At 68.9% G+C, this 23,613-nt stretch carries 27 protein-coding genes and 2 pseudogenes; 4 read left to right on the top strand and 25 right to left on the bottom strand.

Going from position 1 to position 23,613, the window contains the following annotated elements:
- Positions 1-4 precede the first annotated feature (4 nt).
- A complete protein-coding gene (locus HHL11_RS09740; RefSeq protein ID WP_169418193.1) occupies positions 5-766 on the bottom strand; it encodes an SDR family NAD(P)-dependent oxidoreductase in 762 nt (253 codons plus the stop codon).
- Positions 767-972: 206 nt separating this feature from the next.
- Between HHL11_RS09740 and HHL11_RS09735 the strand changes: the two genes are divergently transcribed.
- Positions 973-1,965 (top strand): Bug family tripartite tricarboxylate transporter substrate binding protein, encoded by a 993-nt coding sequence (locus HHL11_RS09735; RefSeq protein WP_169418192.1) that lies wholly within the window; start codon positions 973-975, stop codon positions 1,963-1,965.
- Between the two features lie 6 nt (positions 1,966-1,971).
- Here the strand turns inward: HHL11_RS09735 and HHL11_RS09730 are convergent, their stop codons facing one another.
- From HHL11_RS09730 to HHL11_RS09705, 6 genes are read right to left on the bottom strand one after another with little or no spacing between them, the layout of a single operon-like run.
- On the bottom strand, positions 1,972-2,868 hold the full coding sequence (locus HHL11_RS09730) for a LysR substrate-binding domain-containing protein (protein ID WP_169418191.1): 897 nt from the start codon (positions 2,866-2,868) through the stop codon (positions 1,972-1,974).
- Positions 2,869-2,878: 10 nt separating this feature from the next.
- Complete coding sequence (locus tag HHL11_RS09725; protein ID WP_169418190.1) at positions 2,879-3,853, bottom strand: Bug family tripartite tricarboxylate transporter substrate binding protein; 975 nt, start codon at positions 3,851-3,853, stop codon at positions 2,879-2,881.
- A gap of 29 nt (positions 3,854-3,882) precedes the next feature.
- Complete coding sequence (locus HHL11_RS09720) at positions 3,883-5,442, bottom strand: bifunctional 3-(3-hydroxy-phenyl)propionate/3-hydroxycinnamic acid hydroxylase (protein WP_169418189.1); 1,560 nt, start codon at positions 5,440-5,442, stop codon at positions 3,883-3,885.
- The gene (locus tag HHL11_RS09715; RefSeq protein WP_169418188.1) at positions 5,439-6,302 is read right to left on the bottom strand and encodes a fumarylacetoacetate hydrolase family protein; all 864 of its coding nucleotides are present in this window, start codon (positions 6,300-6,302) and stop codon (positions 5,439-5,441) included. The genes HHL11_RS09720 and HHL11_RS09715 overlap by 4 nt, the downstream gene beginning before the upstream one ends.
- A 12-nt stretch (positions 6,303-6,314) precedes the next feature.
- Positions 6,315-7,220 (bottom strand): VOC family protein, encoded by a 906-nt coding sequence (locus tag HHL11_RS09710; protein WP_169418187.1) that lies wholly within the window; start codon positions 7,218-7,220, stop codon positions 6,315-6,317.
- Positions 7,217-8,254: an amidohydrolase family protein gene (locus HHL11_RS09705; RefSeq protein ID WP_169418186.1), complete on the bottom strand. Its 1,038-nt coding sequence runs from the start codon at positions 8,252-8,254 to the stop codon at positions 7,217-7,219. The genes HHL11_RS09710 and HHL11_RS09705 overlap by 4 nt, the downstream gene beginning before the upstream one ends.
- Positions 8,255-8,332: 78 nt before the next feature.
- Between HHL11_RS09705 and HHL11_RS09700 the strand changes: the two genes are divergently transcribed.
- Together HHL11_RS09700 and HHL11_RS09695 are read left to right on the top strand one after the other, a co-directional pair.
- The gene (locus HHL11_RS09700; RefSeq protein WP_169418185.1) at positions 8,333-9,259 is read left to right on the top strand and encodes a LysR family transcriptional regulator; all 927 of its coding nucleotides are present in this window, start codon (positions 8,333-8,335) and stop codon (positions 9,257-9,259) included.
- 57 nt (positions 9,260-9,316) lie between these two features.
- Complete coding sequence (locus tag HHL11_RS09695) at positions 9,317-9,538, top strand: hypothetical protein (RefSeq protein ID WP_169418184.1); 222 nt, start codon at positions 9,317-9,319, stop codon at positions 9,536-9,538.
- Here the strand turns inward: HHL11_RS09695 and HHL11_RS09690 are convergent, their stop codons facing one another.
- The 4 genes and pseudogenes from HHL11_RS09690 to HHL11_RS09675 form a co-directional block, all read right to left on the bottom strand.
- A complete protein-coding gene (locus HHL11_RS09690; protein WP_169419982.1) occupies positions 9,539-9,955 on the bottom strand; it encodes a GlcG/HbpS family heme-binding protein in 417 nt (138 codons plus the stop codon).
- Positions 9,956-9,979: 24 nt separating this feature from the next.
- Positions 9,980-11,431 carry an aldehyde dehydrogenase gene (locus HHL11_RS09685; RefSeq protein WP_169419981.1) on the bottom strand — a complete coding sequence of 484 codons (1,452 nt, stop codon included), beginning with the start codon at positions 11,429-11,431 and terminating at the stop codon, positions 9,980-9,982.
- A 117-nt stretch (positions 11,432-11,548) separates the two neighbouring features.
- Positions 11,549-13,183 (bottom strand): annotated as a pseudogene (locus HHL11_RS09680) (thiamine pyrophosphate-binding protein); the annotation flags it as partial.
- Positions 13,184-14,167 carry a Bug family tripartite tricarboxylate transporter substrate binding protein gene (locus HHL11_RS09675; protein WP_169418183.1) on the bottom strand — a complete coding sequence of 328 codons (984 nt, stop codon included), beginning with the start codon at positions 14,165-14,167 and terminating at the stop codon, positions 13,184-13,186.
- A gap of 110 nt (positions 14,168-14,277) precedes the next feature.
- Between HHL11_RS09675 and HHL11_RS09670 the strand changes: the two genes are divergently transcribed.
- The gene (locus tag HHL11_RS09670; RefSeq protein WP_169418182.1) at positions 14,278-15,183 is read left to right on the top strand and encodes a helix-turn-helix domain-containing protein; all 906 of its coding nucleotides are present in this window, start codon (positions 14,278-14,280) and stop codon (positions 15,181-15,183) included.
- Here HHL11_RS09670 and HHL11_RS34610 read toward each other — a convergent pair whose 3' ends face one another.
- The 14 genes and pseudogenes from HHL11_RS34610 to HHL11_RS09600 all read right to left on the bottom strand — a co-directional run bounded on the left by HHL11_RS34610 (position 15,184) and on the right by HHL11_RS09600 (position 23,595).
- Entirely contained in the window at positions 15,184-16,818 is a 1,635-nt protein-coding gene (locus tag HHL11_RS34610; protein WP_281068654.1) for a methyl-accepting chemotaxis protein, read from the bottom strand. It abuts the gene before it with no gap.
- 74 nt (positions 16,819-16,892) lie between these two features.
- Positions 16,893-17,168 (bottom strand): DUF2277 domain-containing protein, encoded by a 276-nt coding sequence (locus HHL11_RS09660; protein ID WP_169418181.1) that lies wholly within the window; start codon positions 17,166-17,168, stop codon positions 16,893-16,895.
- Between the two features lie 28 nt (positions 17,169-17,196).
- Entirely contained in the window at positions 17,197-17,625 is a 429-nt protein-coding gene (locus HHL11_RS09655) for a pyrimidine dimer DNA glycosylase/endonuclease V (RefSeq protein ID WP_169418180.1), read from the bottom strand.
- A 19-nt stretch (positions 17,626-17,644) separates the two neighbouring features.
- On the bottom strand, positions 17,645-18,205 hold the full coding sequence (locus HHL11_RS09650) for a dihydrofolate reductase family protein (protein WP_169418179.1): 561 nt from the start codon (positions 18,203-18,205) through the stop codon (positions 17,645-17,647).
- A gap of 34 nt (positions 18,206-18,239) precedes the next feature.
- Positions 18,240-19,097, bottom strand: coding sequence for a class I SAM-dependent methyltransferase (locus tag HHL11_RS09645; protein WP_169418178.1), 858 nt, complete (start codon positions 19,095-19,097; stop codon positions 18,240-18,242).
- A 10-nt stretch (positions 19,098-19,107) separates the two neighbouring features.
- Positions 19,108-20,163: a phosphotransferase gene (locus tag HHL11_RS09640; RefSeq protein ID WP_205964236.1), complete on the bottom strand. Its 1,056-nt coding sequence runs from the start codon at positions 20,161-20,163 to the stop codon at positions 19,108-19,110.
- The gene (locus HHL11_RS09635; RefSeq protein ID WP_169418177.1) at positions 20,154-20,720 is read right to left on the bottom strand and encodes a cysteine hydrolase family protein; all 567 of its coding nucleotides are present in this window, start codon (positions 20,718-20,720) and stop codon (positions 20,154-20,156) included. The genes HHL11_RS09640 and HHL11_RS09635 overlap by 10 nt, the downstream gene beginning before the upstream one ends.
- A 44-nt stretch (positions 20,721-20,764) precedes the next feature.
- The gene (locus tag HHL11_RS09630) at positions 20,765-20,941 is read right to left on the bottom strand and encodes a hypothetical protein (protein WP_169418176.1); all 177 of its coding nucleotides are present in this window, start codon (positions 20,939-20,941) and stop codon (positions 20,765-20,767) included.
- 382 nt (positions 20,942-21,323) lie between these two features.
- On the bottom strand, positions 21,324-21,770 hold the full coding sequence (locus tag HHL11_RS09625; protein ID WP_169418175.1) for a VOC family protein: 447 nt from the start codon (positions 21,768-21,770) through the stop codon (positions 21,324-21,326).
- Positions 21,767-22,315 carry a GNAT family N-acetyltransferase gene (locus HHL11_RS09620; RefSeq protein WP_169418174.1) on the bottom strand — a complete coding sequence of 183 codons (549 nt, stop codon included), beginning with the start codon at positions 22,313-22,315 and terminating at the stop codon, positions 21,767-21,769. The genes HHL11_RS09625 and HHL11_RS09620 overlap by 4 nt, the downstream gene beginning before the upstream one ends.
- Positions 22,312-22,686, bottom strand: coding sequence for a hypothetical protein (locus HHL11_RS09615; protein ID WP_169418173.1), 375 nt, complete (start codon positions 22,684-22,686; stop codon positions 22,312-22,314). Before HHL11_RS09615 ends, HHL11_RS09620 begins: the two co-directional genes overlap by 4 nt.
- A gap of 170 nt (positions 22,687-22,856) precedes the next feature.
- Positions 22,857-23,009, bottom strand: a pseudogene (locus HHL11_RS34340) (transposase); the annotation flags it as partial.
- A 78-nt stretch (positions 23,010-23,087) separates the two neighbouring features.
- Positions 23,088-23,363, bottom strand: coding sequence for a BrnA antitoxin family protein (locus HHL11_RS09605; protein ID WP_169418171.1), 276 nt, complete (start codon positions 23,361-23,363; stop codon positions 23,088-23,090).
- The gene (locus HHL11_RS09600) at positions 23,320-23,595 is read right to left on the bottom strand and encodes a BrnT family toxin (protein ID WP_169418170.1); all 276 of its coding nucleotides are present in this window, start codon (positions 23,593-23,595) and stop codon (positions 23,320-23,322) included. Before HHL11_RS09600 ends, HHL11_RS09605 begins: the two co-directional genes overlap by 44 nt.
- Between the last annotated feature and the right edge of the window lie 18 nt (positions 23,596-23,613).

Genomic DNA, 23,613 nt, shown 5'->3' with positions numbered 1-23,613 from the left:
CTCCTCAGGTGGAGCTGGTGAAGCCGCCGTCGATGACCACGATTTCGCCGGTGACGAAGCGGTTGGCCTGCAGCAGGGTCAGCATCGTTTCGGCGACGTCGTCCGCGGTGACGCAGCGCTTCAGCGGCGTCAGCTTGGCGCGCTTGCCCATGAGGTCCTCGTACTTGTCGCCCAGCATGCGCTGCATCCAGTCGCCTTCCATCCAGCCCGGCGCGACCGCGTTCACGCGGATCTCGGGGCCCAGGTTCCAGGCGAGCGTCTTGGTGAGGTTCACCACCGCCGCCTTGCTGGCCGCATAGGGCAGCGGTTGCGGGCCGGGCCGCAGGCCGACGATGCTGGCGGTGTTGACGATTGCCGGGTTGCGGCCCTTCTTCAGCAGCGGCACTGCGGCGCGCGTCACCTGGAACAGCCCGCGCACGTTGACCGCGAAGGTGCGGTCCCATTCGGCCAGGTCCAGGCTCTCCAGGTCCTTCACCTTCCACTTGGCCGTGGTGCCGGCGTTGTTGACCAGGGCGTCGAGGCGGCCGAAGGCCTCGTCCACCTGCTTCAGCATCGCGCGCACGGCGGCTTCGTCGCTGACGTCGCACTGGAGCAGCAGCGTGCGTGCGCCGAGCCGCTCGGCTTCCGCCGCGGTCTCCTGCGCCGCCTTGGCGCTGGACGCGTAGTTGATGGCCACGTCGTAGCCGGCACGGGCCAGGGCCAGCACGGCGCTGCGGCCGATGCCGGTGGCGCCGCCTGTCACCAGCGCCTTGAGTCGATCAGTCATGGGGCTTCCTCTGCATGGGGTGTCGATGGCGACGCACTTTAGGAAGCGGCTCCCCCGGCCGGAAGATGGCGCGTGGCGATTCGCGATTCGTTTCCCGCATCCCCGGGTTTGCCCGGGATGCTTCGATCGCATCACGCTCGTCGATATGCCATCTTCCGGCGCTGCCGCGGCGTGCCTACATTGCGCCGACCCCAAGGAGACAAAAGATGGCAACTCCCCTCTCGCGCCGCAGCTGGCTGCACGCGGCCTGCGCGGCCTCGCTGCTCGGCTCCCCGTTTTCTTCCGCGCTCGCACAGGCGCAGGACTGGCCGACGAAGCCGGTCCGCATGATCGTTCCCTTCCCGGCCGGCACCGCGCCCGACGTGGTCGCACGCCTGCTTGCCGACAAGCTCTCGCAAGGCTGGAAGCAGGGCGTGGTGGTGGAGAACCGGCCCGGCGCCGGCGCCATCCCCGGCATGTCGGCGGCGGCGCGTGCCGAGAAGGACGGCTACACCCTCGCCTTCGTGCCCGCTGCAGCGGCGACGCTCACGCCCTACCTGTACAAGAACCCGCAGTACAACTTCGACACCGACTTCGTGCCGGTCGCCGCGGTGGGCACCAGCCCGCTGATGGTGGTGGTGAATGCGAGCTCCGGCATCCATTCGCTGGCCGACCTGGCCAAGGCCGGCAAGGCCGCGCCGGGCAAGATGAACTTCGCGGCCGGCCAGCTCAACTCGCTGCCGCACCTCACCGGTGAAATGCTCAGTCGCACCGGCAGCATGAGCCTGTTCACGGTCCCTTACGCCGGCTCGCCGGCCGCCGTCACCTCGCTGCTGGCCGGCGACTCCGCGATGACGATCGACGGCCTGCCCAGCCTGGTGCAATACGTGAAGGCCGGCAAGCTGCGCGTGATCGCCGTCACTTCCGACAAGCGCCTGCCCGGCTTCGAGGACGTTCCCGCCGCCGCCGAAACCTACAAGGGCTTCGAGGCCATCGGTTGGTTCGGCCTGTTCGCGCCCACCGGCACGCCGGCGGCCGTCGTCGACCAGATCAACCGCGAGACCAACAAGGCGCTGCAGAACCCGGACCTGGTGCGCCAGTACGCGGACCTCGGCATCTACCCGCGGCCCGGCACGCCCGCGGCGCTGAAGGAGTTCGTGGTGCAGCAGCAGGCGCTGTTCCGCGGCTGGATCCGCGAGCTGGGCCTGCAGGCCCAGTAAGGACGCTCAGTTGCCGGGTCCCTGCCGCAACAACACGTCGCACAGGAATTCGGCGGCCGGCGTCAGCGGCACGCCCGTGCGCTGGATCAGCACGATGTCCGGCGCGGGCAGCAGTTCGCGCGTCGGGATCACCTGCAGCACGCCGCGCGTCAGCGGAAAGCTCTCCCACTGGCGCGGCAGCATCGCGAGCAGGTCGGAGTAGGCCAGGCCCACCATCAGAGACAGCGCCGAGCGCGCCGACAGCACCACCCGCGGCGGCGGCAGGCCGTGCGACTGGAACAGGCGCGCCAGGTCTTCCTCGGCCCGGTATTCCACCGCCGTGGTCGCCCAGTCGGCATCCACCAGTTCGCGCAGCGAGCCGGCCTGCGCCAGCGGATGGCCCTTGCGCGCCACCACCGCGCGCGTGTTCTCGAACAGGCGGCGGCAAGCGAGCCCGGGCGCGATCGGCTGGTGCGGCACCGCGCCCAGGTAGAAGTCGATGCTGCCGTCGCGCAGCCCCGTCTCGGCGTCCGGGAACAGGCCCTCCAGCAGGCGCAGCCGCACCTTCGGGTAGCGCCGCCGGAACGACTCCAGCGCCGCCGGCAGCATGCCCACGTGCGGCATGATCGACAGGCTGGCGACCACCGTGCCGTTGTCCTCGCCGGCGGCCTGCGAGAACTCGTCGCGCGCCCGCCTGGCCTCGTTGACGATCACGCTGGCGCGGGCGTGGAAGCGCCGGCCGGTTTCGTTGAGGATCATGCCGCTGGTCTCGCGCAGGAACAGCGGGCCGCCGAGGTCTCGCTCCAGCGCGCGGATGCTGCGCGTGAGCGCCGGCTGAGGGATGTCCAGCCGGCGCGCGGCCGCCCGCAGGCTGCCCTGCTCCACGATCGCCAGCAGGTGCTCCAGCTGGTCCAGCTTCAGCATGCGGAGCGCATCACTCCGGCAGGATGCCGATGTCCTTGGTCAGCTTGGACCAGCGCGCGTGCTCGGCCTGCAGGAAGGCCGCCATCTGTTCCGGCGTTCCCGCGCCTTCCGTGATCGGGCCGACGGCCAGCAGCTTCGCCGCCATCTCCTTGTCCGACAGCACGCTGTCGAGGTCGCGGTTGAAGCGCTGGATCGCCGCCGCAGGCGTGCCGGCCGGCGCGACGATCGCCATGAATCCCGCGTAGTCGAAACCGGGGATCGCATCGGCGATGGACGGCACGGCCTCGAGGCCGGAGACCCGCTTCGCCGTGGTGACGGCGATCGGCCGCAGGCGGCCGGCCTTGATCATCTGGATCAGCGCGGGCACGTCGCCCATCACGGCCTCGGTCTGGCCGCCCACGGTCTCGGTGACCGCGGCGCCGATGGAGACGTAGGGAACGCTGTTCACCTGCACGCCCAGCTGCGACGCGAACAGGCGCGTCATCATCCCGCCGAAGGTCTTGGGCCCCTCGTTGGCGACGGTCACCTTGCCCGGGTTCGCCTTCATTTCGGCAACGAAGTCCTGCAGCGTCTTCGCCGGCGACGCCGTGTTCACGGCCAGCACGAAGGGCACCCGGCCGATCATGCCCACGGGGGCGAAATCCTTCAGCGGGTCGTAAGGCAGCGACTTGAACAGGTAGGGGTTCGTCACCAGTGCCGCCGAGGTGGCGAAGTAGAAGTTGTAGCCGTCGGCCGGCGAACGCGCGGCCGCCTGCGCGCCGATGGCGTTCTGGCCACCCGGCTTGTTGTCCACCACGATGGACTGCTTCCACTTGTGCGACAGCTGTTCGCCGAGCAGGCGCGCGATGGAGTCGGGGCCGGAACCGGCCGGCTGCGCCACCACCATGCGGATGGGCTTCTCGGGCCAGGCCTGCGCGTGCACCAGCGGCGCGGTGGCAGCCAGCGCGATGCCGGCGAGGGCGAAGTTGAATGTGCGGCGTTGCATGGCTTTGTCTCCTGTGTGTTGTCTGTCGTTCAAGCGTCCAGGCCGAGCGCGCGGGCGGCTTCGGCCACGAGGGTTGGCACGTCCGCGGCCGAGGCCGCGACGCCGTACACGTAGTTGTCGGGGCGCACGAGGGCGGCCACGCATTCATGGCGGCGGAACCAGCTGGCGGCGACGCCTTCGGTCTCTTCGCAATCCGCCTGGCCGAGCGTGACGATGCGCAGGCCCGCGAACTGCGCGGATGGCACGGACGCATCGGCCAGCACCAGGCGCCAGCCGTTGCCAGTCACCGTGTCCAGCAAGCCCCTCGTCACCCCCGCGGAGGCGGGGGCCCAGGGCTTCCCATGGCCTACGCGCACCCACGGCTGCGGGAACAAGCTGCCGCGCGCCGTGTTGCTTTGCGCGGCGAGCAATCCCGTCTCCAGGCGCGGCAGGATGTCCTGCCGCGGGGTGTCCTTCACCACGCCGCCACACTCGGCCAGCATCCTGGCATCGCGCTCGCGCGCCTTCACGGGATCGCGTTCGCAGATCACCGCGCCCACGCCCTTGATGCGGCTGGTGAGTTCGCGCACGTGCGCCTTGCGCTCGGCGCCGTAGCTATCGAGCAGCGCCTCGGCCGCCTGGCCCTGCACTTCGCCCGTCAACACGGAGCGCAGCTTCCAGGACAGGTTGGTGACGTCGCGCACGCCCTGGCACATGCCCTGCCCCAGGAAGGGCGGCTGCATGTGGGCGGCATCGCCGGCCAGGAACACGCGGCCCTGCCGCCAGTTCGCCGCGACGAGCGCATGGAAGCGATAACTCGCCTGGCGCCACAACTCGCCGTCTTCCGGCGTCAGCCAGCGTGACAGCAGCTTCCACGTCTCTTCGTCGGTGGCCACCTGCTTCGGGTCCTCGCCGGGCTTCAGCGAGATTTCCCAGCGTCTGTGGTTCTTCGGCCCGATCACGAGCGTGCAGGGACGCTCCGGCTCGCAGTACTGCACGCTCACCTGGGGCAGCTTGGCCAGGCCCTGCTCGTTGCACAGCACGTCCACCACGAGCCAGGGCTCGTCGAAGTCCAGGTCTTCCAGCGGCATCTCGAGCTGCGTCCGGACCAGGCTCGATCCGCCGTCGCAGGCGATCGCGTACTTCGCGCGCACCGTGCCGCTGGAAAGCTGCAAAGTGACACCTTCCGCGTCCTGGGAGATCCGCTGCATCTCCACGCCCAGTTCCACCTTGACGTTGGGCAGCTGCGCCACGCGGGCACGCAGCGCCTGCTCCACCGGCGGCTGCGTGAACACGTTGGACGGCGTCCAGCCTTGCGGATACGGCGGCTCCACCATCGTCATGCGGCGGATCAGCTGGCCGTCGACGCCGTAGAACTCGGAAGGCGTGAAAGGCTCGACGTGCGACGCGATTGCATCCACCACGCCCAGCTGCTGGAACACACGCATGATCTCGTGGTCCAGCGAGATGGCGCGCGGGATCTGGTAGACGTCGGTGAGCCGTTCGCAGACGTGGACGCTCAGTCCCGCCTGCCCCAGCAGCGCCGCGGCCACCTGCCCTGCCGGCCCGTAGCCGACGATGGCCACGTCATAAACCAGGCCTGCGTTCATTGGCCTTCGTTCGCAATCGGGTTGCGCAGCGTGCCGACCTTCTCGATGTCGATCTCGATGGTGTCGCCCGCCTTCATCCACACCGGCGGCGTGCGCGCCTGGCCCACGCCGGCCGGCGTGCCCATGACGATCACGTCGCCCGGCTCCAGCGTCAGCACGTCGGCCAGCAGCGCGATGGTCTCGGCGGTGCTGAAGATCATGTCGCTGGTGTTCGCGTCCTGCATCACCTGGCCGTTCAGCAGCGAGCGGATGCGCAGGCCCGTGGCGCCCGGCGCCAGTTCGTCGGCCGTCACCAGGTGCGGGCCGAAGCCGCCGGTGCGGTCGAAGTTCTTGCCGATGGTCCATTGCGGCGTGCGCTTCTGGTAGTCGCGCACGCTCATGTCGTTGAAGCAGCTGTAGCCGAAGACGTACTGCAGCGCGTCGGCCTCCTTGGTGTGGCGCGGCACGGTCTTGCCGATGACCACGGCCAGTTCCGCTTCGTAGTCGAACTTGGTCGACACCTGCGGCGCCCAGCCGGCTTCGCCGTCCGCGACCAGCGAGGAAGCGGCACGGAAGAAGAACCAGGGGTACTCGGGCTTCTCGCGGCCGCCTTCCTTGGCGTGGTCGTAGTAGTTGAGGCCCAGGCAGATGATCTTGCCGGGCTCGGGCACCAGCGGGGCCAGCTTGGCGGAAGCCAGCGCCTGGCGCTTGCCTTCCTTCAGCGCGGCGCGGCCCGCGGCCTGCAGGTCGGTGCCGGCCTTCAGCGCGAGGCGCAGGTCGGCGGGCGTGTCGGCGTTGGCGTCGTTCAGGTCGATCAGGTCCTTGCCGTCGACGAGGGCCAGGCGGGGCGCGCCATTGCGCAGGTAGGTCGTGAATTTCATGGTGGGTCTCTCTCAGGGATGGGGGGCGAAGAACACGCGCTTCTGCGCGTCCTTCAAGGTGGCGCCGGGCGGGGGCGAGATGCCCCACTGGTCCACGCGGCCGGGCGGCCACTTCCAGAAGTCGGGGCCGTGCGATTCGTAGTGCTCGTCGATCTGCTCCACTTCGGCCGTGTACTCGATGACGACGCCGAAGGGATCGATGAAGTAGTTGAAGAGGTTGTTGCCGGGGCCGTGGCGGCCGGGGCCCCACTGGATGGGAAAGCCGGCGTCCTTCATGCGGCCGCCGCCGCGCATCACCGACTCGAAGTCCGGCATCAGGAAGGCGATGTGGTTCAGCGCGTCGTTGTCGGTGATGCCGATCGCGATGGTGTGGTGGTCGCTGTCGCAGTTCATGAAGGCCATGATTCCGGTGCGGTCCGCGAGCCGGAAGCCCAGCGCGTCCTGCAGGAACTTCTGCGTCTCGTCGACGGCATGGCTGTTCAGCACCGTGTGCGTGAGGCGGATCGGGCGGTCCTGCTGCGGGGCACTTTCCACACGGCGCTCGTCGCCGTACACCACCTGGAAGGTGCGGCCATGGGGGTCCTGGAACTTGATGCCGACGCCGCCGGCCGGGTCCTTGTTCAATTCATGGGCCGGCGCCAGCAGCTTGCCGCCGGCCTTCCGCACGTTGGCAGCGACTTCGTCGAGCGCTGCGCGGCTGCGGGCGCGCAAGGTCACCTGGCGGATCTGCGGCACCTCGCCGCCCTGGTGCAGGGCGAACAGGTAGGCATCGGTGCCGCTGCCGCGCAGGTACAGCACGCTGTCGGCGCGGTGCGCCACCTCGAGGTGCCAGGTCCGGGTGTAGAACTCTTCGGCCTTGGCGAGGTCGGGCACGTACAGTGCCACGCTGCGCAGGCCCTGGATCCAGGGGGAGCTCATGTCGATTCTTTCGTGATGCCGAGGAAGCGCCCGGCGTTGCGATGGACCAGCGCCGCGACGGTCTCCGCATCGAAGCCGGCAGCCTCGACGCGTTGCACCGGCAGGCGGTCGTGGAAGTTGAAGGGGTAGTCGGTGCCCACCAGCAGCTGCGAGGCGCCGAAGGTCTGCACCAGGTAGCGCAGCGCGTTGTCGTCGAACACCAGCGTGTCGTAGAACAGCTTGCGGGCCTGTTCGGCCGGCGCTTCCTGCACGCTGTCTTTCAACGCGGGGAACACGCCCCAGCCTTGCTGCAGGCGCGGCAGCAGCAGGCCCAGCGTGCCGCCGCCGTGGCTGAAGGCGATGCGCAGGCGGGGCCGGCGCACCAGCAGGTTGCTGGTGATGACCGAGGCGGCCGCGAGGCCGACGTCACCGGGATAGGCCAGCACCTGCTGCAGCGGCGCGGGGCCCACCAGCCGCTCCATGCCGGCGGGGCGGATGGCATGCACGAACACGCAGGCACCCAGCGCTTCGCAGGCTTCGAAGAAGGGGTCGAACTTCGCCGCGCCTATGGGTTCGCCGTTGACGTTGCTGCCGACCTCCACGCCGGGGAAGCCCAGCACCTTCACGCAGTATTCGAGTTCGCGGATGGCGAGGTCCACGTCCTGCAGCGGCACCGCGCCCAGGCCGGCCAGCTTGCCGCCCGACTCGGCCACCATGGAAGCGATCTGGTCGTTGAGGAAGCGCAGCAGCTGCTGCCCGTCGGCCGGCGCCATCCAGTAGGACAGCAGCTCCGGCATCGGCGACACGGCCTGCAGCGCGAGGCCCATGTCTGCCAGGTCGTCCAGCCGCTTGGGCGTGTCCCAGCACTTGTCCGAGACCGTGCGGTAGACCTTGCCCGAGATCATCACGTTGCGATGGCAGGCCTGGGCGGCCGCCATGGCCGGCCAATCGGACGGCGCCTTGCTGCCGATGTAGGCCGGAAAATTCTCCGGCACCACGTGGGCGTGGGCGTCGATGCCGCAGGCGCAGGCGGCGGAATGTTTGTGCTGGCTCAATGTCTGTCTCCGCTGTGCATGCTAGGGAGGCCCACCCTATCTGAACAGCCGATTTGCTGGATACATAGAATCCATGCCATGGATATTCGAGAGGTCGACCTGAACCTGCTGGTGGTGTTCGACGCCATGGCGCGCCACCACAGCGTCAACCGCACGGCGGAGGCCATCGGCCTCAGCCAGCCCGCCACCAGCGCCGCGCTGGCGCGGCTGCGCCTGCTGTTCGACGACGCCCTGTTCGTGCGCGCCGGCGCCCAGATGGAGCCGACGCCGCGGGCGCTGGAGCTGGCGCCGGCCGTGCGGCGGGTGGTGGAGGCGATCCAGTCGGAGATCCTGCAGCCCGCCGGCTTCGAGCCGGCGACGGCGCAGCGCAGCTTCACCATCCTCACCCCCGATATCGGCGAGGTGGCCTTCCTGCCCGGCGTGCTGCGGCGGCTGCGGCAGGCGGCGCCGCATGTGAAGCTGCTGGCGGTGTCCAAGCCGCGCACGGCGGCCGCCACGGCGCTGGAAAACGGCGAGGCGGAGCTGGCAGTGGGCTTCTTCCCCGACCTGCAGAAGGCCGGCTATTTCCAGCAGGCGCTGTTCAACACCACCTATGTCTGCATCGCCTGCGCCCGCAACGAGGCCATCGGCGCGCGCCTGACCCTGAAGCAGTACCTGGGCGCGCACCACATCGTCGTGCGGCCCGACGGCCGCGAGCACTTCCTGGACCGCTTCCTGGAGGACAAGGGCTGGCACCGGCAGGTGATGCTGGAGCTGTCGCACTTCATGAGCCTGCTGGCCCTGCTCCCGGGCAGCGACCTGGTGGCCACGGTGCCGCAGGACATCGCCACGGTCGTGGGCCGCCACATCCCGCTGAAGCAGATCGACCTGCCCTTCCGGCCGCCGCAGATCCAGGTGCAGCAGTACTGGCACCGGCGCATGCAGGACGACCCCGCCAACCGCTGGCTGCGGGGGCTCTTCTACGAGGTCAACCGGCGGGATGCCGGGGGGCAGATGCCGTCCTGAGCCTACAGCGGCCGCCTTGTCGCTGCGCTAGCGTGAAAGCAAGCACAAGGAGAGCAGATGAACCCCAACGACATGTTGAGCCGCATCGGCGGCGTGGTGCAGGGCGGCTCGGCCAGGCCGCTGCAGGAACGCGACAAGCTGGACCGCGAGCACGGGGAGGAGCCGACGCCCAACGCCGAGAGCGCGAAGCACCAGCGCGGACTGCCGCCGCAGCAGCACCCGGCGCAAGTTCACCCCGCGCAGGAGCATCCGCCGCAGCGGAAGCACGACGAGCGCTGATCAGGCGCTGAGCAGCCCTGCCGCGGCCACACCCGCCGCGCAGATCTCCTCGTCCTCGTCGCCCGTCCCGCCGCTGGCCCCCACGGCGCCCAGGATGTTCCCCTGCGCGTCCTTGACGACCACCGCGCCGGTCTGCGGCAGGAACTTGCCATCGGCCGTGGCCGACAGCGAGACGAAGAAGTTCGGGTTCTCCTTGGCGCGCTGGCCCAGCACGCGGCTGGACACGCCCATGCCGACCGCGCCCCAGGCCTTGGCCCGGGCGATGTCGAAGCGGAACATGCTGGCACCGTCCTCGCTGGCAAAGGCCTTCAGGTTGCCGGCGGCGTCGAGCACGGCGATGCCCATGGGCTTGAAGCCGCGCTCCTTCGACTTGGCGAGGGCGGCGGTGATGATGGTGTTGGCTTGCTGCAGGGTCAGCACGAATAGCTCCAGAAACAAAACTCAGAAAGGATACTGCCGCGGCGCCGTCTGCACGGTGATCCAGCGCAGCTCGGTAAAGGCCTCGATGCCGGCCTTGCCGCCGAAGCGCCCGTAGCCCGAGTCCTTGACGCCGCCGAAGGGCATCTGCGCTTCGTCGTGCACGGTCGGGCCGTTGACGTGGCAGATGCCGGACTCGATGCGGCGCGCCACCTGCAGGGCGCGCGCCACATCGCGGCCGAACACCGCCGACGACAGCCCATACGGATTGTCGTTGGCGCAGATCACGGCTTCTTCGACGCCGTTCACGCGCACCACCGGCTTCACCGGACCGAAGCTCTCCTCGTGGTAGATCTTCATCTCGCGGGTCACGTGGTCCAGCACGGTCGCCGGCATCAGCGTGTTCTCCGACTTGCCGCCGCACACCAGCTTGGCGCCCTTGGCCAGCGCATCGTCGATCAAGGCGTTGCAGCGCTCCACCGTGCCCATGTCGACCACCGAGCCCAGCACCACCGGGCCCTTGCGCGGGTCGCCCAGCGGCAGGCCGACGGCGCGCGCGGCCAGCTTGGCCACGAAGGCGTCGGCGATCTTCGCGTCGACCACGATGCGCTCGGTGGACATGCAGATCTGGCCCGAGTTGGCGAAGGCGCCGAAGATCGCGCCGTTGACCGCGGCGTCGAGATCGGCGTCGTCCAGCACCAGCAGCGGCGCCTTGCCACCCAGTTCCAGCACGGCAGGCTTCAGGTACTTGGCGCAGGTCGCCGCAATGATCTTGCCGACGCGCGTCGAGCCGGTGAAGTTGACGCGCCGCACCGCGGGGTGCGCCACCATCGCGTCGACCACGGCAGCCGCATCGGCCGGCGCATTGGTCACGAAGTTGACGACGCCGGCCGGCAGGCCCGCCTCCTGCAGCGCCTCGATGATGAGGCCGTGCGTGGCCGGGCACAGCTCGGAGCCCTTCAGCACCACCGTGTTGCCGCAGGCCAGGGGCGTGGCGACCGCACGCACGCCCAGGATCACCGGCGCGTTCCACGGCGCGATGCCCAGCACCACGCCGGCCGGCACGCGCAAGCCCATCGCCAGCGAGCCGGGCACGTCCGACGGGATCACTTCGCCGCCGACCTGCGTGGTGATGGACGCGGCTTCCTGCAGCATGCCGGCGGCCAGGTGCACGTTGAAGCCGGCCCAGGGCGCGGCGGCGCCGGTCTCGGCAGCCATCGCCGCGATGAATTGCGGCGCGCGCGCCTCCAGCGCGGCGGCGGCCTTCAGCAGCAGCGCGCGGCGCTCGCCGGGCCCCATCGCGGACCAGGCCGGGAACGCCTTCTGCGCGGCTTCCACCGCGGTCAGCGCGTCCTGCGGCGTGGCGGCCGGTGCGCGCGTGGCGACCGAGCCGTCCAGCGGGTTGCGGCGCTCGAAGGTCTTGCCCGAAGGGCTGGCGGTGCGTTCGCCGCCGATCAGCATCTGGATCTCGTTCATGGTGTTTTCCTTTTTCGGGGGCGCCGTACGCGTGATCGCGTCGAAGCCGTAGCGGTTCATGGCGCCGAACATCGGCATCGCGGGATGCGGCAGGAACTTGGTGCGGCAATCCAGCACCGCGGGAAGGCCGGAAGCCAGCGCGCGCCGCAGGGCCGGCGCCACGTCCTCGGCGCGCAGCACGGTCTCGCCGTGGCAGCCGAAGCCGCGCGCGATGGCCGCGTAGTCGGTCTCTTCCAGCCCGGTGCCGAGCTCGAAGTCGAATCCCATCTTCTGGCCCTGGCGGATGATCCCCCAGGCCGCGTTGTTGTGGATGATGTTGACCACCGGCAGGCCGTAGCGGCGCGCCGTGTCCAGCTCGTTCAGCGTGAAGCCGAAGGAGCCGTCGCCGGTGATGTTGACCACCGCCTTGCCGGCGTGCTGCGTCTGGATCGCCAGCGCATAGGGCAGGCCGAAACCCAGGTGGCTCATGCCGGGCTCGTGGAAGCGCGTGCGCACGGCCTTCACGGGGGTGAAGTCGTTGCTCCAGAAGGTGGTGTGGCCACCGTCGAAGACCGCCAGCGCGTCCTCGGGCAAGGCATCGGCAATGGCCTGCGCCAGCGCCGCGGGGTGCATGGTCTGTTCGCGGTCGGCGGCCATCACGGCCAGCTTCGCCTCGTAGCGGGCGCGCACGGCCCGCACGCTTTCCAGCCAGTTCGCCTCGGTGCCCACGTCGCCCAACGCCGCCAGCAAATCGTCCAGCGCACGCCGCGCATCGGCCTGCATGGCCACGTCGTGCAGCACCGGCTGGCCCAGCGCCGAGGGATCGACGTTGATGCTGATGACGCGATGGCTGCGGCGCGCGAAAGCGCCCTGCTCGTCCCACATCCACGAGGACCAGCGGCAGCCGATGCTGACCACCAGGTCCGCATGCGCGAAGGCATGGCGCACCGCCTCGCCCGCGATCAGGCCGCCATGGCCGATGAAATGCGGGCTGTCGCTGGGCACCACGCCCATCGCCATCTGCGTGGGCAGCACCGGCGCGCGCAGGCGCTCGGCGAGTTGCCGCACCTGCGCATCCGCGCCGCTGGCAATGACGCCACCGCCGGCGACGATCAAGGGCCGGCGCGCGGCGCGCAGCAGCGCCACGGCATCCTGCACGTCCTGCACGTCCGGCCGCGGGCCCGAGCGGGCACGGTAGCGCGAAGGCGGCACCGAGAATTCCTCGGGCGAGAAGGAGCAGGCCTGCACCAGCACGTCCTGCGGCACGTCCAGGTGCACCGGGCCGGGCCGCCCCGACAGCGCTTCGCGAAAGGCTCGCCGCACCAGTTCCGGCAGCCGGCGCGCGTCGTGCACCACCGCGTTCCACTTCGTGATGGGCTTGGTCACCGCGACGGTGTCCAGGTCCATGAACATGCCGTTGTGCGGGTACGCGGCCGCGCGATGCTGGTTGGTGGTGATCGCCAGCAGCGGCAAGTTGTTGTTGAAGGCGGTGCCCAGGCCGGAAGCCATGTTCAGGCCGCCCGGCCCCATCTCGCCCAGCGCCACCGCCACCTGGCCCGTGGACGCATGCACCGCGGCGGCCATCATGGGGCCGGCCGCTTCATGGCGCACGCCCAGGAAGCGCAGTTGCGGCTCCTGCGAGATCGCATGCAGCAGCGGCCCGAGCTTGCCGCCGACGATGCCGAACACCTGCCGCACGTCCTCGGCGCGCAGCAGCTTGACCAGCGCCTGCGCGCCGGTCAGCTGGTTCGTGCCTGTTGGAGATTGACTCACTCAGTCCTCCGCGCTGAAACCGCTCGCCTTGACGATCGGCTGCCACCGGTTCCAGTCGCTGCGCACGATGCGCGCGAACTCCTCGGGCGATTGCACCAGCGGCACCAGCCCGTTGTCCGCCAGCGATTTGACATACGCGGGGTCCTGCGAGAACTCGCGCACCAGCGTGTTCAGGCGCTGCACGGTCTCCGCCGGCGTCTTCGCCGGCAGGAACCAGCCCAGGTACTCCTGCACCACGATGTCCTTGTAGCCCAGCTCCACCAGCGTGGGCACGTCCGGCAGGAAAGGCGAGCGCTGCGCGCTGGTCACGGCCAGGCCACGCAGCTTGCCGCCCTTGATGTAGGGCAGCACTTCGCCCAGCACGTTGAAGCTGATGGGAATCTGCCCGCCCATCACGTCCTGCAGCAGCGGCGCGCCGCCCTTGTACGGCACGGCCTTCATCTCCACGCCGGCTTCCTTCTGCAGCATCATGCCGGCGAAGTGCAGCGCGGAGCCCGCGGCCGGCACGCCGTAGTTGGCCTGCGAGGGGTTGGCCTTCAGCCACTTCAGCAGGTCCGGCACGTTGCGGATGTCGGCCGGCAGGCCCGGGCCCGCGGTCAGCACGAACTGGTAGCTGACGGTGCTGGTCACCGGAATGAAATCGGTGAGCGGGTCGTAGCTGAGCTTCTTGTACGTGTGCGGGTACAGCGCCATCACGCCGCTGGGAATCTGCAGGATGGTCAGGCCGTCCGGCGCCGCGCGCTTGACGTATTCGGTGGCGATGCGGCCGCCGGCGCCCGCGCGCGAATCGACCAGCACGTTGGCCGCGTATTTGCCGCGCAGCTTGTCGGCGAGCGGACGCGAGATGTAGTCGCCCATGCCGCCCGGCGGGAAGCCGGACACGATGAAGGCATTGCCCGCCAGGGCCTGCGCCCGCGCACCGGCGGCCAGGCCGCCGAAAGCCGCCAGGGCCGCGCCCTGCTTGAGAAGGTCTCGTCTGAGCATCGCTTGTCTCCGTTGGTATGCGTGGATGATGCGCGGCGCCGGCCGCGTTGGCGATGGACGAATGAGGCCGGGGCTTGTACTTTTCCGGCATCGCCGCACAATGCGGCTCCATGAAGCCCGCCGCGCCCCTGTTCCTCGTCCCCTTCCGCGAAGTGCGGCACGACCAGCCGGACGACTGCCTGCACTACGAGGCGGTGGCGGTGCGCGGCGAGGAGATGAACTGGACGATTCCGGCGCACCGGCACGAGGGCCTGCACCAGTTCAAGCTGGTGGTGCAAGGCTCCTTCCACGGCACCATCGAAGGCCAGGCGGTCGAGTGCACGGCGCCCGCGCTGGTGCTGGTGGCGCCCGGCGCGATGCACGGCTTCACCTACACGCACGACGTCGTCGGCCACCAGCTCACGGTGCCCACGGCCACGCTGCGCGGCCTGTTCGGCGGCTCGCTGCTGGCGCAAGGCCAGCTGGGCACCTCCTTCGTCGTCACCGGCGCGGCGGCGCAGGCCGATGCGCAGGACTGCCTGCGCCTGTTCGAGGCGGTGGCGCGCGAATTCCGCAGCGACGCACCCGGGCGCGTGCACAGCCTGCTCGCGCACGCGACCCTGATCGCGGTGCACTTCCTGCGCCAGCACGGCGCGCAGCATGCGGCGCAGCAGGGCCAGGGCGCGCGCGACACGCTGGTGCAGCGCTATCGCGCGCTGCTGGAGGCGCATTACCGCGAGCAGCAGTCGCTGTCCTTCTACGCGGACAGCCTGGGCGTGAGCTCCGACCACTTGAGCCGCACCTGCCGCCGCGTCGCTGGCCAGTCGGCACAGGAGCTGCTGCACGAACGCGTGATGCTGGAAGCGCGCCGCCTGCTCGCCTACACGCCGGCGCCGGTGGCGCAGATCGCGGAGCAGCTGGGGTACGCGGACCCGGCGTATTTCAGCAAGTTCTTCGCGCGCTGCGTGGGCGATACACCGTCGGCGTATCGGGCGCTGGTGGCGCAGGGCGTGCGCAGCGCGGCGCCGGCGGCTTGATCAGCCGGCCTGCAAAGCCGGCTCGAACGTCATAGGCGCGCGCCCGGAAGCCGACGCCTGCCCCTCCAACCGGAAGCGCGTCACCGCACGCAGCAGCGCTTCGGCCTGCACCTTCATCGATTCGGTGGCTGCGGTCGCCTCTTCCACCAGCGAGGCGTTCTGCTGCACCACGCCGTCCATCTGCGACACCGCCGTGTTCACCTGCACGATGCCCGCGCCCTGCTCGCGGCTGGCGGCGGCGATCTCGGCGACCAGGCGGCTGACCTTGTCGACGGCTACGACGATGTCCGTCATGGTCGTGCCGGCAGCGCCCACCAGGCGCGTGCCCGCTTCCACCCGCTCCACGGACGTGGAGATCAGCTCCTTGATCTCGCGCGCCGCCTGCGCGCTGCGTTGCGCCAGGCTGCGCACCTCCGCCGCCACCACGGCAAAGCCGCGGCCCTGCTCGCCGGCGCGGGCCGCTTCGACAGCGGCGTTAAGCGCGAGGATGTTGGTCTGGAAAGCGATGCCGTCGATCACGCCGATGATGTCGGCGATGCGGCGCGAGGACTCGGTGATCGCATCCATGGTGCCCACCACCTGCGAAACGACTTCGCCGCCCTTGCCGGCCACGCCGGACGCCTCGCGCGCGAGGCGGGTCGCCTCGCCGGCGATCTCGGCGTTTTGGGTCACCGTGGTCGTGAGTTCTTCCATCGAGCTGGCCGTCTCTTCCAGTGTGCTGGCCTGCTCCTCGGTGCGCTGCGACAGGTCCAGGTTGCCCTGCGCGATCTGCACGCTGGTGTCGGCGACGGTGCGCGCGCCGGTGGCCACCTCGCCCACCAGGCTGCGCAGGTCGTCCTGCATGCGCTGCATGGCGGCCAGCAGGCTGCGGCTGTCGCCGCGTCCCACTTCGATGCGGCTGGCCAGGTCGCCGGCCGCGATGCGCGCCGCCACCTCGCGCGCATAGGCCGGCTCGCCGCCCAGGTCGCGCCGCAGCGAGCGCGCGAACAGCAGGCCCAGCACCGAGGCCAGCAGCACCAGGGCCACCACTGCGCCACCCAGCACCAGGGTGGCCTTGCGTGACTCCGCCTGCGACAGCTCCACCACGCGCGTGGCCTCCGATTGGGCATAGGCGTCGAGCGTGCTGACGATCAGGTCGATCTTCTCGTCCAGCGGCCGGTTCTTGCCGCGCAGCTGCGCGTCGATGGTGCGCACCGTTTCCAGCTTCTCGGGGTCGTACTGCTTCAGCGCCTCGCGGTACTGCACCACGATGCGCGCGTGCAGCTTGCGCGCGTCCTCCACGCCCTCGGACGGCAAGCCGACGCGCCCCATCACCTCGCGCATGCGGTTGAACTCCTGGTCGATCTCCTGGTTGCGCTTGTCGAAGGACGCGAGATAGCGTTCAAAGTCCGCATGTTCGTGGCCGCGCAGCAGCAGGTAACGGTAGTCCTGCCCTTGCAGCCGGAACTGCGCGCCGGCGGCGCGCGCGGCCAGCACCGTGTCGTTCAGGTCGCGCTGCACCTGCAGGCTGGCCACGCTGGCCTGCTGCGCCCGGTGCACCGCGTACACGCCGGTGGCGCCCACCAGCACCGTTGCCAGCACCACCACGCCCACCAGCATGGCCAGCCGGGCGGCCATCGTCATCCTCGAGAACATCCCACGACTCCTCGTAACATTCCGTCACGAGCCTAACAGAGCAGCAGGGAAAACCGCTCCCGAAGATTCCCGGGTCAGCCCGGCGCGCCGAAGCGGATGGCGGACCGCGCCTTGGCCTTGGCGGCCTCGACATCGCGGTTGCGCGGCTCCGCCGCAGTGACCATGGCGCCGATCAGCCGCCGGGCCGAGGCGGCGACTTCTTCCACGGCCTGCTCGAAAGCCGCCTCGTTGGCCTTCGAAGGCACGGTAAAGCCACTGAGCTTGCGCACGAACTGCAGCGAGGCGTCGCGGATTTCGAGCTCGGTCGCAGGCGGCTCGAAGTTGAACAAGGTCTTGATGTTGCGGCACATGGTGGGACCATGGTACGCCGCGGCTGGCTCAGGGACGCTCCCAGCTTTCGACGCCGCCGGCGCAGACCTGGAACAGCGGGTGGCACTCGGGATCGGCCACCGATTGCCATTGCAGGTGCAGCGCCGGATTGCGGACCGCCAGCTTGCGCATCAGGTGCTCCCACTCGTAGCGCACTTGCCCCGCGTTGACCGGGATGGGCCCGTGCACCGAGACGGCGGCGATCTTGCTGCCGTCGAAGCTGTAGCCGCGGGCACTGGCCTCGTCCAGCACCACCCGCAGGTAGGCGCCGATGGCGTCCACGGCGGACGGCTGGCGGCGAAAGCGTTCCAGCTGCGGATGCGCTTGGTAGCCGCGCGTCTTGCCCAGGAGCACGGCCTGGGCTAGCAGCGCCTCGCGCCAGAGCGCGACGAGGCCTTGGGGATCGAGATAGCGGGGATGCAGGGACCAGAGGCGCATGGGAGCGGGCTTCGCGCTGCTACCGCGCTAGCGGCACTTCGTAGCGCAGCTCCGCGAAGCCATCGCCGACCCGCTGCGCCGAGACCAGCCGGAACGCATCGGCGCCCACAATGCGCCGCGGCAGCAGCGGCTTGCCCCGCCCCAGCGTCACCGAGCCCACTTGCACGATGACTTCGTCCAGCAGGCCGGCGTCGTGGAACTGCCCGACCAGGTCGCCACCGCCGACCACCCAGATGTTCTTGTCGCCCGCCGCCGCGTGCATCTCCGCATGCACCGGCCGCACGTCGCCGCGCACGAAGCGGATGCTGGCATCGGGCACCGGCTGCAGCGGCCGGCTGGAGAACACCCAGGTCGGTTGCGTGTAGGGCCATGGCGCGCCCTGCTGCGTGCCCAGCTTCACCACGTGCCGCAGCATCCACTGGTAGGTGGACGAGCCCATGGCGAGCGCGCCCACATCCTGGATGAAAGCGGGGTAGCTGGTGTCGTTGATGTCGCCCAGCGGGAACAGCCAGTCGAGCGAATCGTCCTCGGTGGCCAGGAAGCCGTCGAGGCTGGAGGCGGTGTAGTACTGGGTCTTCATCGTGCTTGCTTCACTTGGTTGGGCGGTTTCCTGGTCACGTCCCCGCCACCAGCAGTTCCTCCGAATTGCTCGGAGGGCGCAGGCCGTCCGTGCGCCCGGAGAAATAGCGCTCGGCCAGCAGGTCCGCCGACACGTGCCGCACCTCCTTGAATCCGGACTCGCGCGCCAATGCCAGCATCTCGCCGGGCGTGAAGAAGCTGAGGAAAGGCGTGCCGGCGGCGCGCGCACCCTCGGCCGCGCGCTCGACGCCGAAGCGGATTTCAGGGTCGTTCATCTCGATCGGCAGCATGAAGGACATGACGAGCGTGGAGCCCGGCGCGAGCGTCGCCACCTGCTTCAATGTCGCGGCGATGGCTTCCTTCGTCAGGTACATGCTCACGCCGGTCGAGGCCACCACCGCGGCTTGCGCCGCGTCGAAGCCGGCGGCGGCGAGCCGCTCCCACCAATCGTCGCCAGCCTCGAAATCGACCGGTACCAGCCGCAGGAAGGGCGGAATGCCAAGACCGAGCTCGGCGAGGCGCTGCCGCTTCCAGGCCTGCGGGCCCGGCTGGTCGATCTCGAACACGCGCATGCGCCCGGCCAACTGCCGCTGCCGCTGCGCGAAGGTGTCCAGGCCCGCACCGAGGATGACGTACTGCCCGACGCCGCGCGCCGACTGCTCCGCGACCAGGTCTTCGACGAAGCGGGCGCGCGCCAGGATCGAGGCGCGGAAAGGCCGCGTGAACGGGCTCATGTCCGGCCGCCCTTGCCAGCCGGCTTCAGGCGCGGCGATTTGCGCGCCGACTTCGTCCTCGAACACGTGCGGCGGTGCATCGGCCTGCAGGTGCAGCGCACGCCAGAGGGCGGTGCGCACGGCGGTGTTGTCCGGTTGGGGCGTGTTCCTGTCCTGCATCGGCGAGTCCTCAGGCAAGCAGATCGCGGCAGCCGAGGTCGTCCACCGCCATCATGATCCGCTCGTAATTGTTCCACCAGATCACCGGCGGCAGGTCTATGCCTGCCTGCCAGACCGGCGTCATCGCCCGCCACAGCACGGCGAGGCGGTAGTCGTCCTGCAGCGCCTGCCGGTCGTAGCCCGTGACGCCATGCGCAAGCAGCGTGTCGTGATAGCGATCGAGCAGCCCGCTCTCGTAGCGGCGCCGGCGGTCCGGGTACCAGTGCATCGCGATCATGTAGGCCAGGTCGTCGGCGCCGGCATCGATGCCCCAGCAGTCCCAGTCGAAGAACTTCACGCCCTCGCCGTTGTTGGCGAGGAAGCAGTTCCAGAAATGGCCATCGCCGTGAATGATGGTCAGGTGGCGGCGCGCGTGATAGCGCTCGTTGAGCCGGTGCGCTTGCGCCAGCAGCCGCTCGTACAGGTCGCGGCGCTCCGGCGTCAGCACGTCGCCCAGGCGCTCGGCGAAGCGGGCGAGCTTGGGACCGAAGCGTTCGAGGATGCCATCGAGATCGCTGCGGGCCGCCCACTTGCCCACCGAAACACCGAGTTGCGGATGGTCCCACCAGGCCGCGTGGAAGCGCGCGCGGGCTTCGACGATGCGGGTCGCCTCCTCCACACCAGGCGGCAGCGGCCAGGGCGTCACGATGCGGTGCGTGCCCGCCAGGTCTTCCAGCAGCAGGTGCCATTCGGAGCCGTCGGCGGTGGCCTGCGCATCGAAGCAGCGAGGCAGCAGTCCTTCGGGCGTCGCGGCGGCCACCTTGCGATAGAACTCCGCCTCCTGCAGGCCGCCGTTCCAGCCGGTCTGCGGTGGCCCGGGGATGCGGGTCTTGAGAATGAGCGTCGGCGGAGCGTCATCGCCTGCGCCGTCGTAGTGCAGCCGCAGCCGGATGATCCGCGACAGGATCGTGTTGCGCGCGTCCTGCACTTCGACTTCGCGCACGCAAGCGCCGCCTGGGAGGCGCAGGGCCTGCGTGAGGAAGGCGGTGTCGATGCCGGCGGGCAGCGCTTCCATCTTCAAAGCCACGGCTTCCGCACGTGGTCGACGCCCCCAAACTCCAGCTCCGCGCTTGTGATGGCCCGGATCGCGGGACCGAAGCTCGTGATCTCGGGCAGCGTGGCGTTCTCGTGCCTCCGGATGTCGGCGCCGGACGCGTGTGCCTTGTCGTGCGTGGTGTGCGCGTCCGCGGCCAGCGTGACCGCGTAGCCCAAGGCCGCCGCGCGCCGCACGGTGGTGTCCACGCAGAACTCGGACGCGTAGCCGCACACGGCGAGGCGCGTGACGCCCAGCGCTCGCAGCATTTCGCCCAGGTTGGTCCTCAGGAAAGAGTCCGCGGTCGTCTTGCGGACGAAGCAGTCGCCGGGCTGCACATCCAGCCCCTGGGCGAGCTGCCACCCATCGCGCTCGAATTCGAGCGCCGATCCGGGCGTCTCGTGCTGGATGAACACCACGGGCACGCCGCCTGCCCGTGCCCGCGCCGACAAGCCGTTGATCCTTGCGACAACGGCATCGGCTTCGAAGGGCCGCGGTGTGGCGTCGAACAGCGCGCGCTGGACGTCGATGACCAGAAGGGCCAGGTTCATCCGCGGATGCTACTGCAGCCCGGATCCGCCCCTCACGGCAGGTGTCAGAGAGCCAGGTCGGTGTCCGCGGCGTCCTGCGCAGAAGGCTGCGCGCCGTTGCCCTCGTGCGCCTTCCCTTTCAGGAGCAGTGCGCACACCGCAAAAATGATGAGTGCCGGCGCCATCGCGACCAGGATCTCCGTTCCGGAAAACAGGTCCCGCAGCGAAACGAACGGCATCACGCCAACAACTGCTCCAAGCATCAAAAGCCAAGCTGTCACGCTTTGCCCCTTCTATCCTCTGAAAACTCTCTCTTTTCGCGCGTTGCCAGACAGCATCGGCCCGCGCCCCGTCTAGTTTTCTCGAGATTAAGGGGACCAGCTCATCTAGTCAAACCCCGTAAGGGTCGATCCGGGTTGCGCGTCGCGCGAAACCACCAGGAATGTCAGCAAATTGACGGATTCCAGACAGATGGATGTCGCGGACGTGACGTCTTTGGCTCCGGCATTTACGAACGGCGGCCCAGGTATCAATCAGACACAGGCCGCAGGCACCGTAGGCAGTGACACGGCTCGCCCGAAAGTGATCCCGGCGCCGCGCGACGGCTCCCAAAAGCGGACATCTTCATCGCTGCCGCACGAGCTCCTGCGCGAGCCCGACCAGGATGCCTTCCGGGCCCCGCACGTAACAGAGCCGATAGACGTCCTGGTACTGAACGACTTCGCCCACGAGCTTTGCGCCGAGTTTGCCGATGCGCGCCAGCGTCTCGTCGATGTCGTCCACGGCAAACATGACGCGCAGGTACCCGAGCGCGTTCACCGGCGCATCGCGGTGATCGGCGACGACGGCAGGCGCGAGAAACCGCGAAAGCTCGATCCGGCCGTGCCCGTCCGGCGTGCGCATCATGGCGATCTCGACCCGCATGTTCGGCAAGCCGGTGACGCCGCCCGCCCAATCACCTTCGATGGGAGCGCGCCCTTCGAGCTGCAGGCCCAGTTCGGTGAAGAACTCGATGGCGGCATCGAGGTCTTCCACCACGATGCCGACGTTGTCCATGCGTTTGACGGTCACGATGTCTCCCACTGTCCGCGAAAGATGCGGTACAGGCAGTGCCTGCGCAACGGGCTTCCCTCCGGTATGCCCGGATGTTCGAAATCCTGGTGTGTGTCGTGCATGCCGATGCGCTCCATGACCGCCCGGGAACGAACATTCAGCACGGAAGTGAAGGAGACAATGTCGTCCAGCCCGATCTGCTCGAACCCGACGCGCAAGGCCGCACGGGCCCCTTCCGTGGCGAAGCCCTGCCCCCAGTGCTCACGCGCCAGGCGCCACCCCACTTCCACGCAGGGCGAGAAAGGCAACAGCCGCCGCGGGATCGAGAGACCGACAAACCCGATGAACGACCCCGTCGAGCGAAGTTCCACGGCCCAATTGCTCCAGCCGCGTTCCTGAAACTGCGCCTGCCAGGCGTCGATGCTGGCATCACTCGCCGCGCGGGACTGCAGGGCCGGGAAGAACTCCATGACGGCCGGGTCGGCGTTCATGGCGGCGAAGGGTGCGCGGTCCGGCTCGCGCCACTGGCGCAGCCGGAGGCGCGCTGTGTCCAGTTCGATCATTCGCGGTTCGATGGCCGGGTCAGCGCGAAGCTGGCGACGTCCTTGGCGTTGCGTGCCTTCTCGTTCCGTTGGAACCGGGCAGCGAACATGGCACACGCATAGGCCGGGCAGGCGATGAGCGGAAGTGCCAGATACCAGACGGTCTGGTCGTCAGTCGCTATGCAACCACTCCCGCGCTTTCCCATCCAGGTGCACGCCGACCCGACAAGCTCCAGGAAGGAAAAGGACAGCCACCAGCCCAGCGCCAAGGAGCCGCCGAGATAGAGGGCAAGCGCCTCGCCGCGGCTCGAACGATAGGTCAGATGGCCCAGCGCCCACCCGGCGACCACACCGAGTGCGCAAACTGCTGCCACGTAAGCGAAGACGTTCATGACTGCGGGCCTCGCGAGTTGATCGGTGCTCGATGCATGGTTTGCGCTACTCCTTGTGGATCAAATCACTTGTTCGCTCTGGATTTGAGGTACGTTCCCAGTCCGAACGCCCCGGCACCGAGAACAAGCAGCGCCCACTCCCAGATGTCGGTATCCGGTCCCGGAACCGCCTTGCGCCACTTGGAGAGCATGAAGGGATGAATGCACAGCGACTCCGCTACATCCTTCATCAGCACCCCAGGCTTGTCACTCAGTTGAACCGCCTTGAACTTGAACTCCAGGCTGTACTGCTTGACTTTAGCTGGTCCGATTCTCTTTGCCATGAGCACTCTCTCCGTTAGGTAAGAGTGTCAACGAAAACGAGGCAATCTCCGTGTCCGAGTCGACCGACTTGTTAAGTCTCACCGCACCTTGCTCAGACGGTCGGCCATTCGCGTCTGCCAACCCGGACCGGTGGCTTTCCAGCGCTCGATCACATCGGCGGGGAGCCGCAGCGTGAGCTGCTTGCGTGGATTCTCTGAGGGCGGCCGCCCTCCCTTGCTGATCTTGGCGCGCGCCAGCATTTCCTCGGTGAGTTCGGGAAGTTCCTCGTACTCGCCCTTTTTGATCCGATGCGCGTCTACGCGCGCCAGATCAGATTTCAAGGAGTGGCGCGATGCGGGCTTGCTCGCGGGCATTCGCTTTCCTCATGCTGAAGACGTGACGATCCGCGCCACGCGGTGTGTAGCCGACCACTACCATGCGACCTGCAAGAAGGCCGTAGCAGATGATTCGCACTTCACCATAGTCCTTGCGGGTGTCCTCCACCTCAAGCGTCACGCCGGCGAAGACGATCTCAGCGTCTTCGAAATCCAGGCCGCGATCTTCGAGCGTGCGTTCGCGCTTCTCGGGATCGTAGGTCACGCGCATAGGTTATTGTAGCTACAA

The sequence above is a fragment of the Ramlibacter agri genome (assembly GCF_012927085.1).
Taxonomy (GTDB): domain Bacteria; phylum Pseudomonadota; class Gammaproteobacteria; order Burkholderiales; family Burkholderiaceae_C; genus Ramlibacter; species Ramlibacter agri.
The sequence above is the reverse complement of the archived record's forward strand: the minus strand, read 5'-3'. Positions and strand labels throughout refer to the sequence as shown.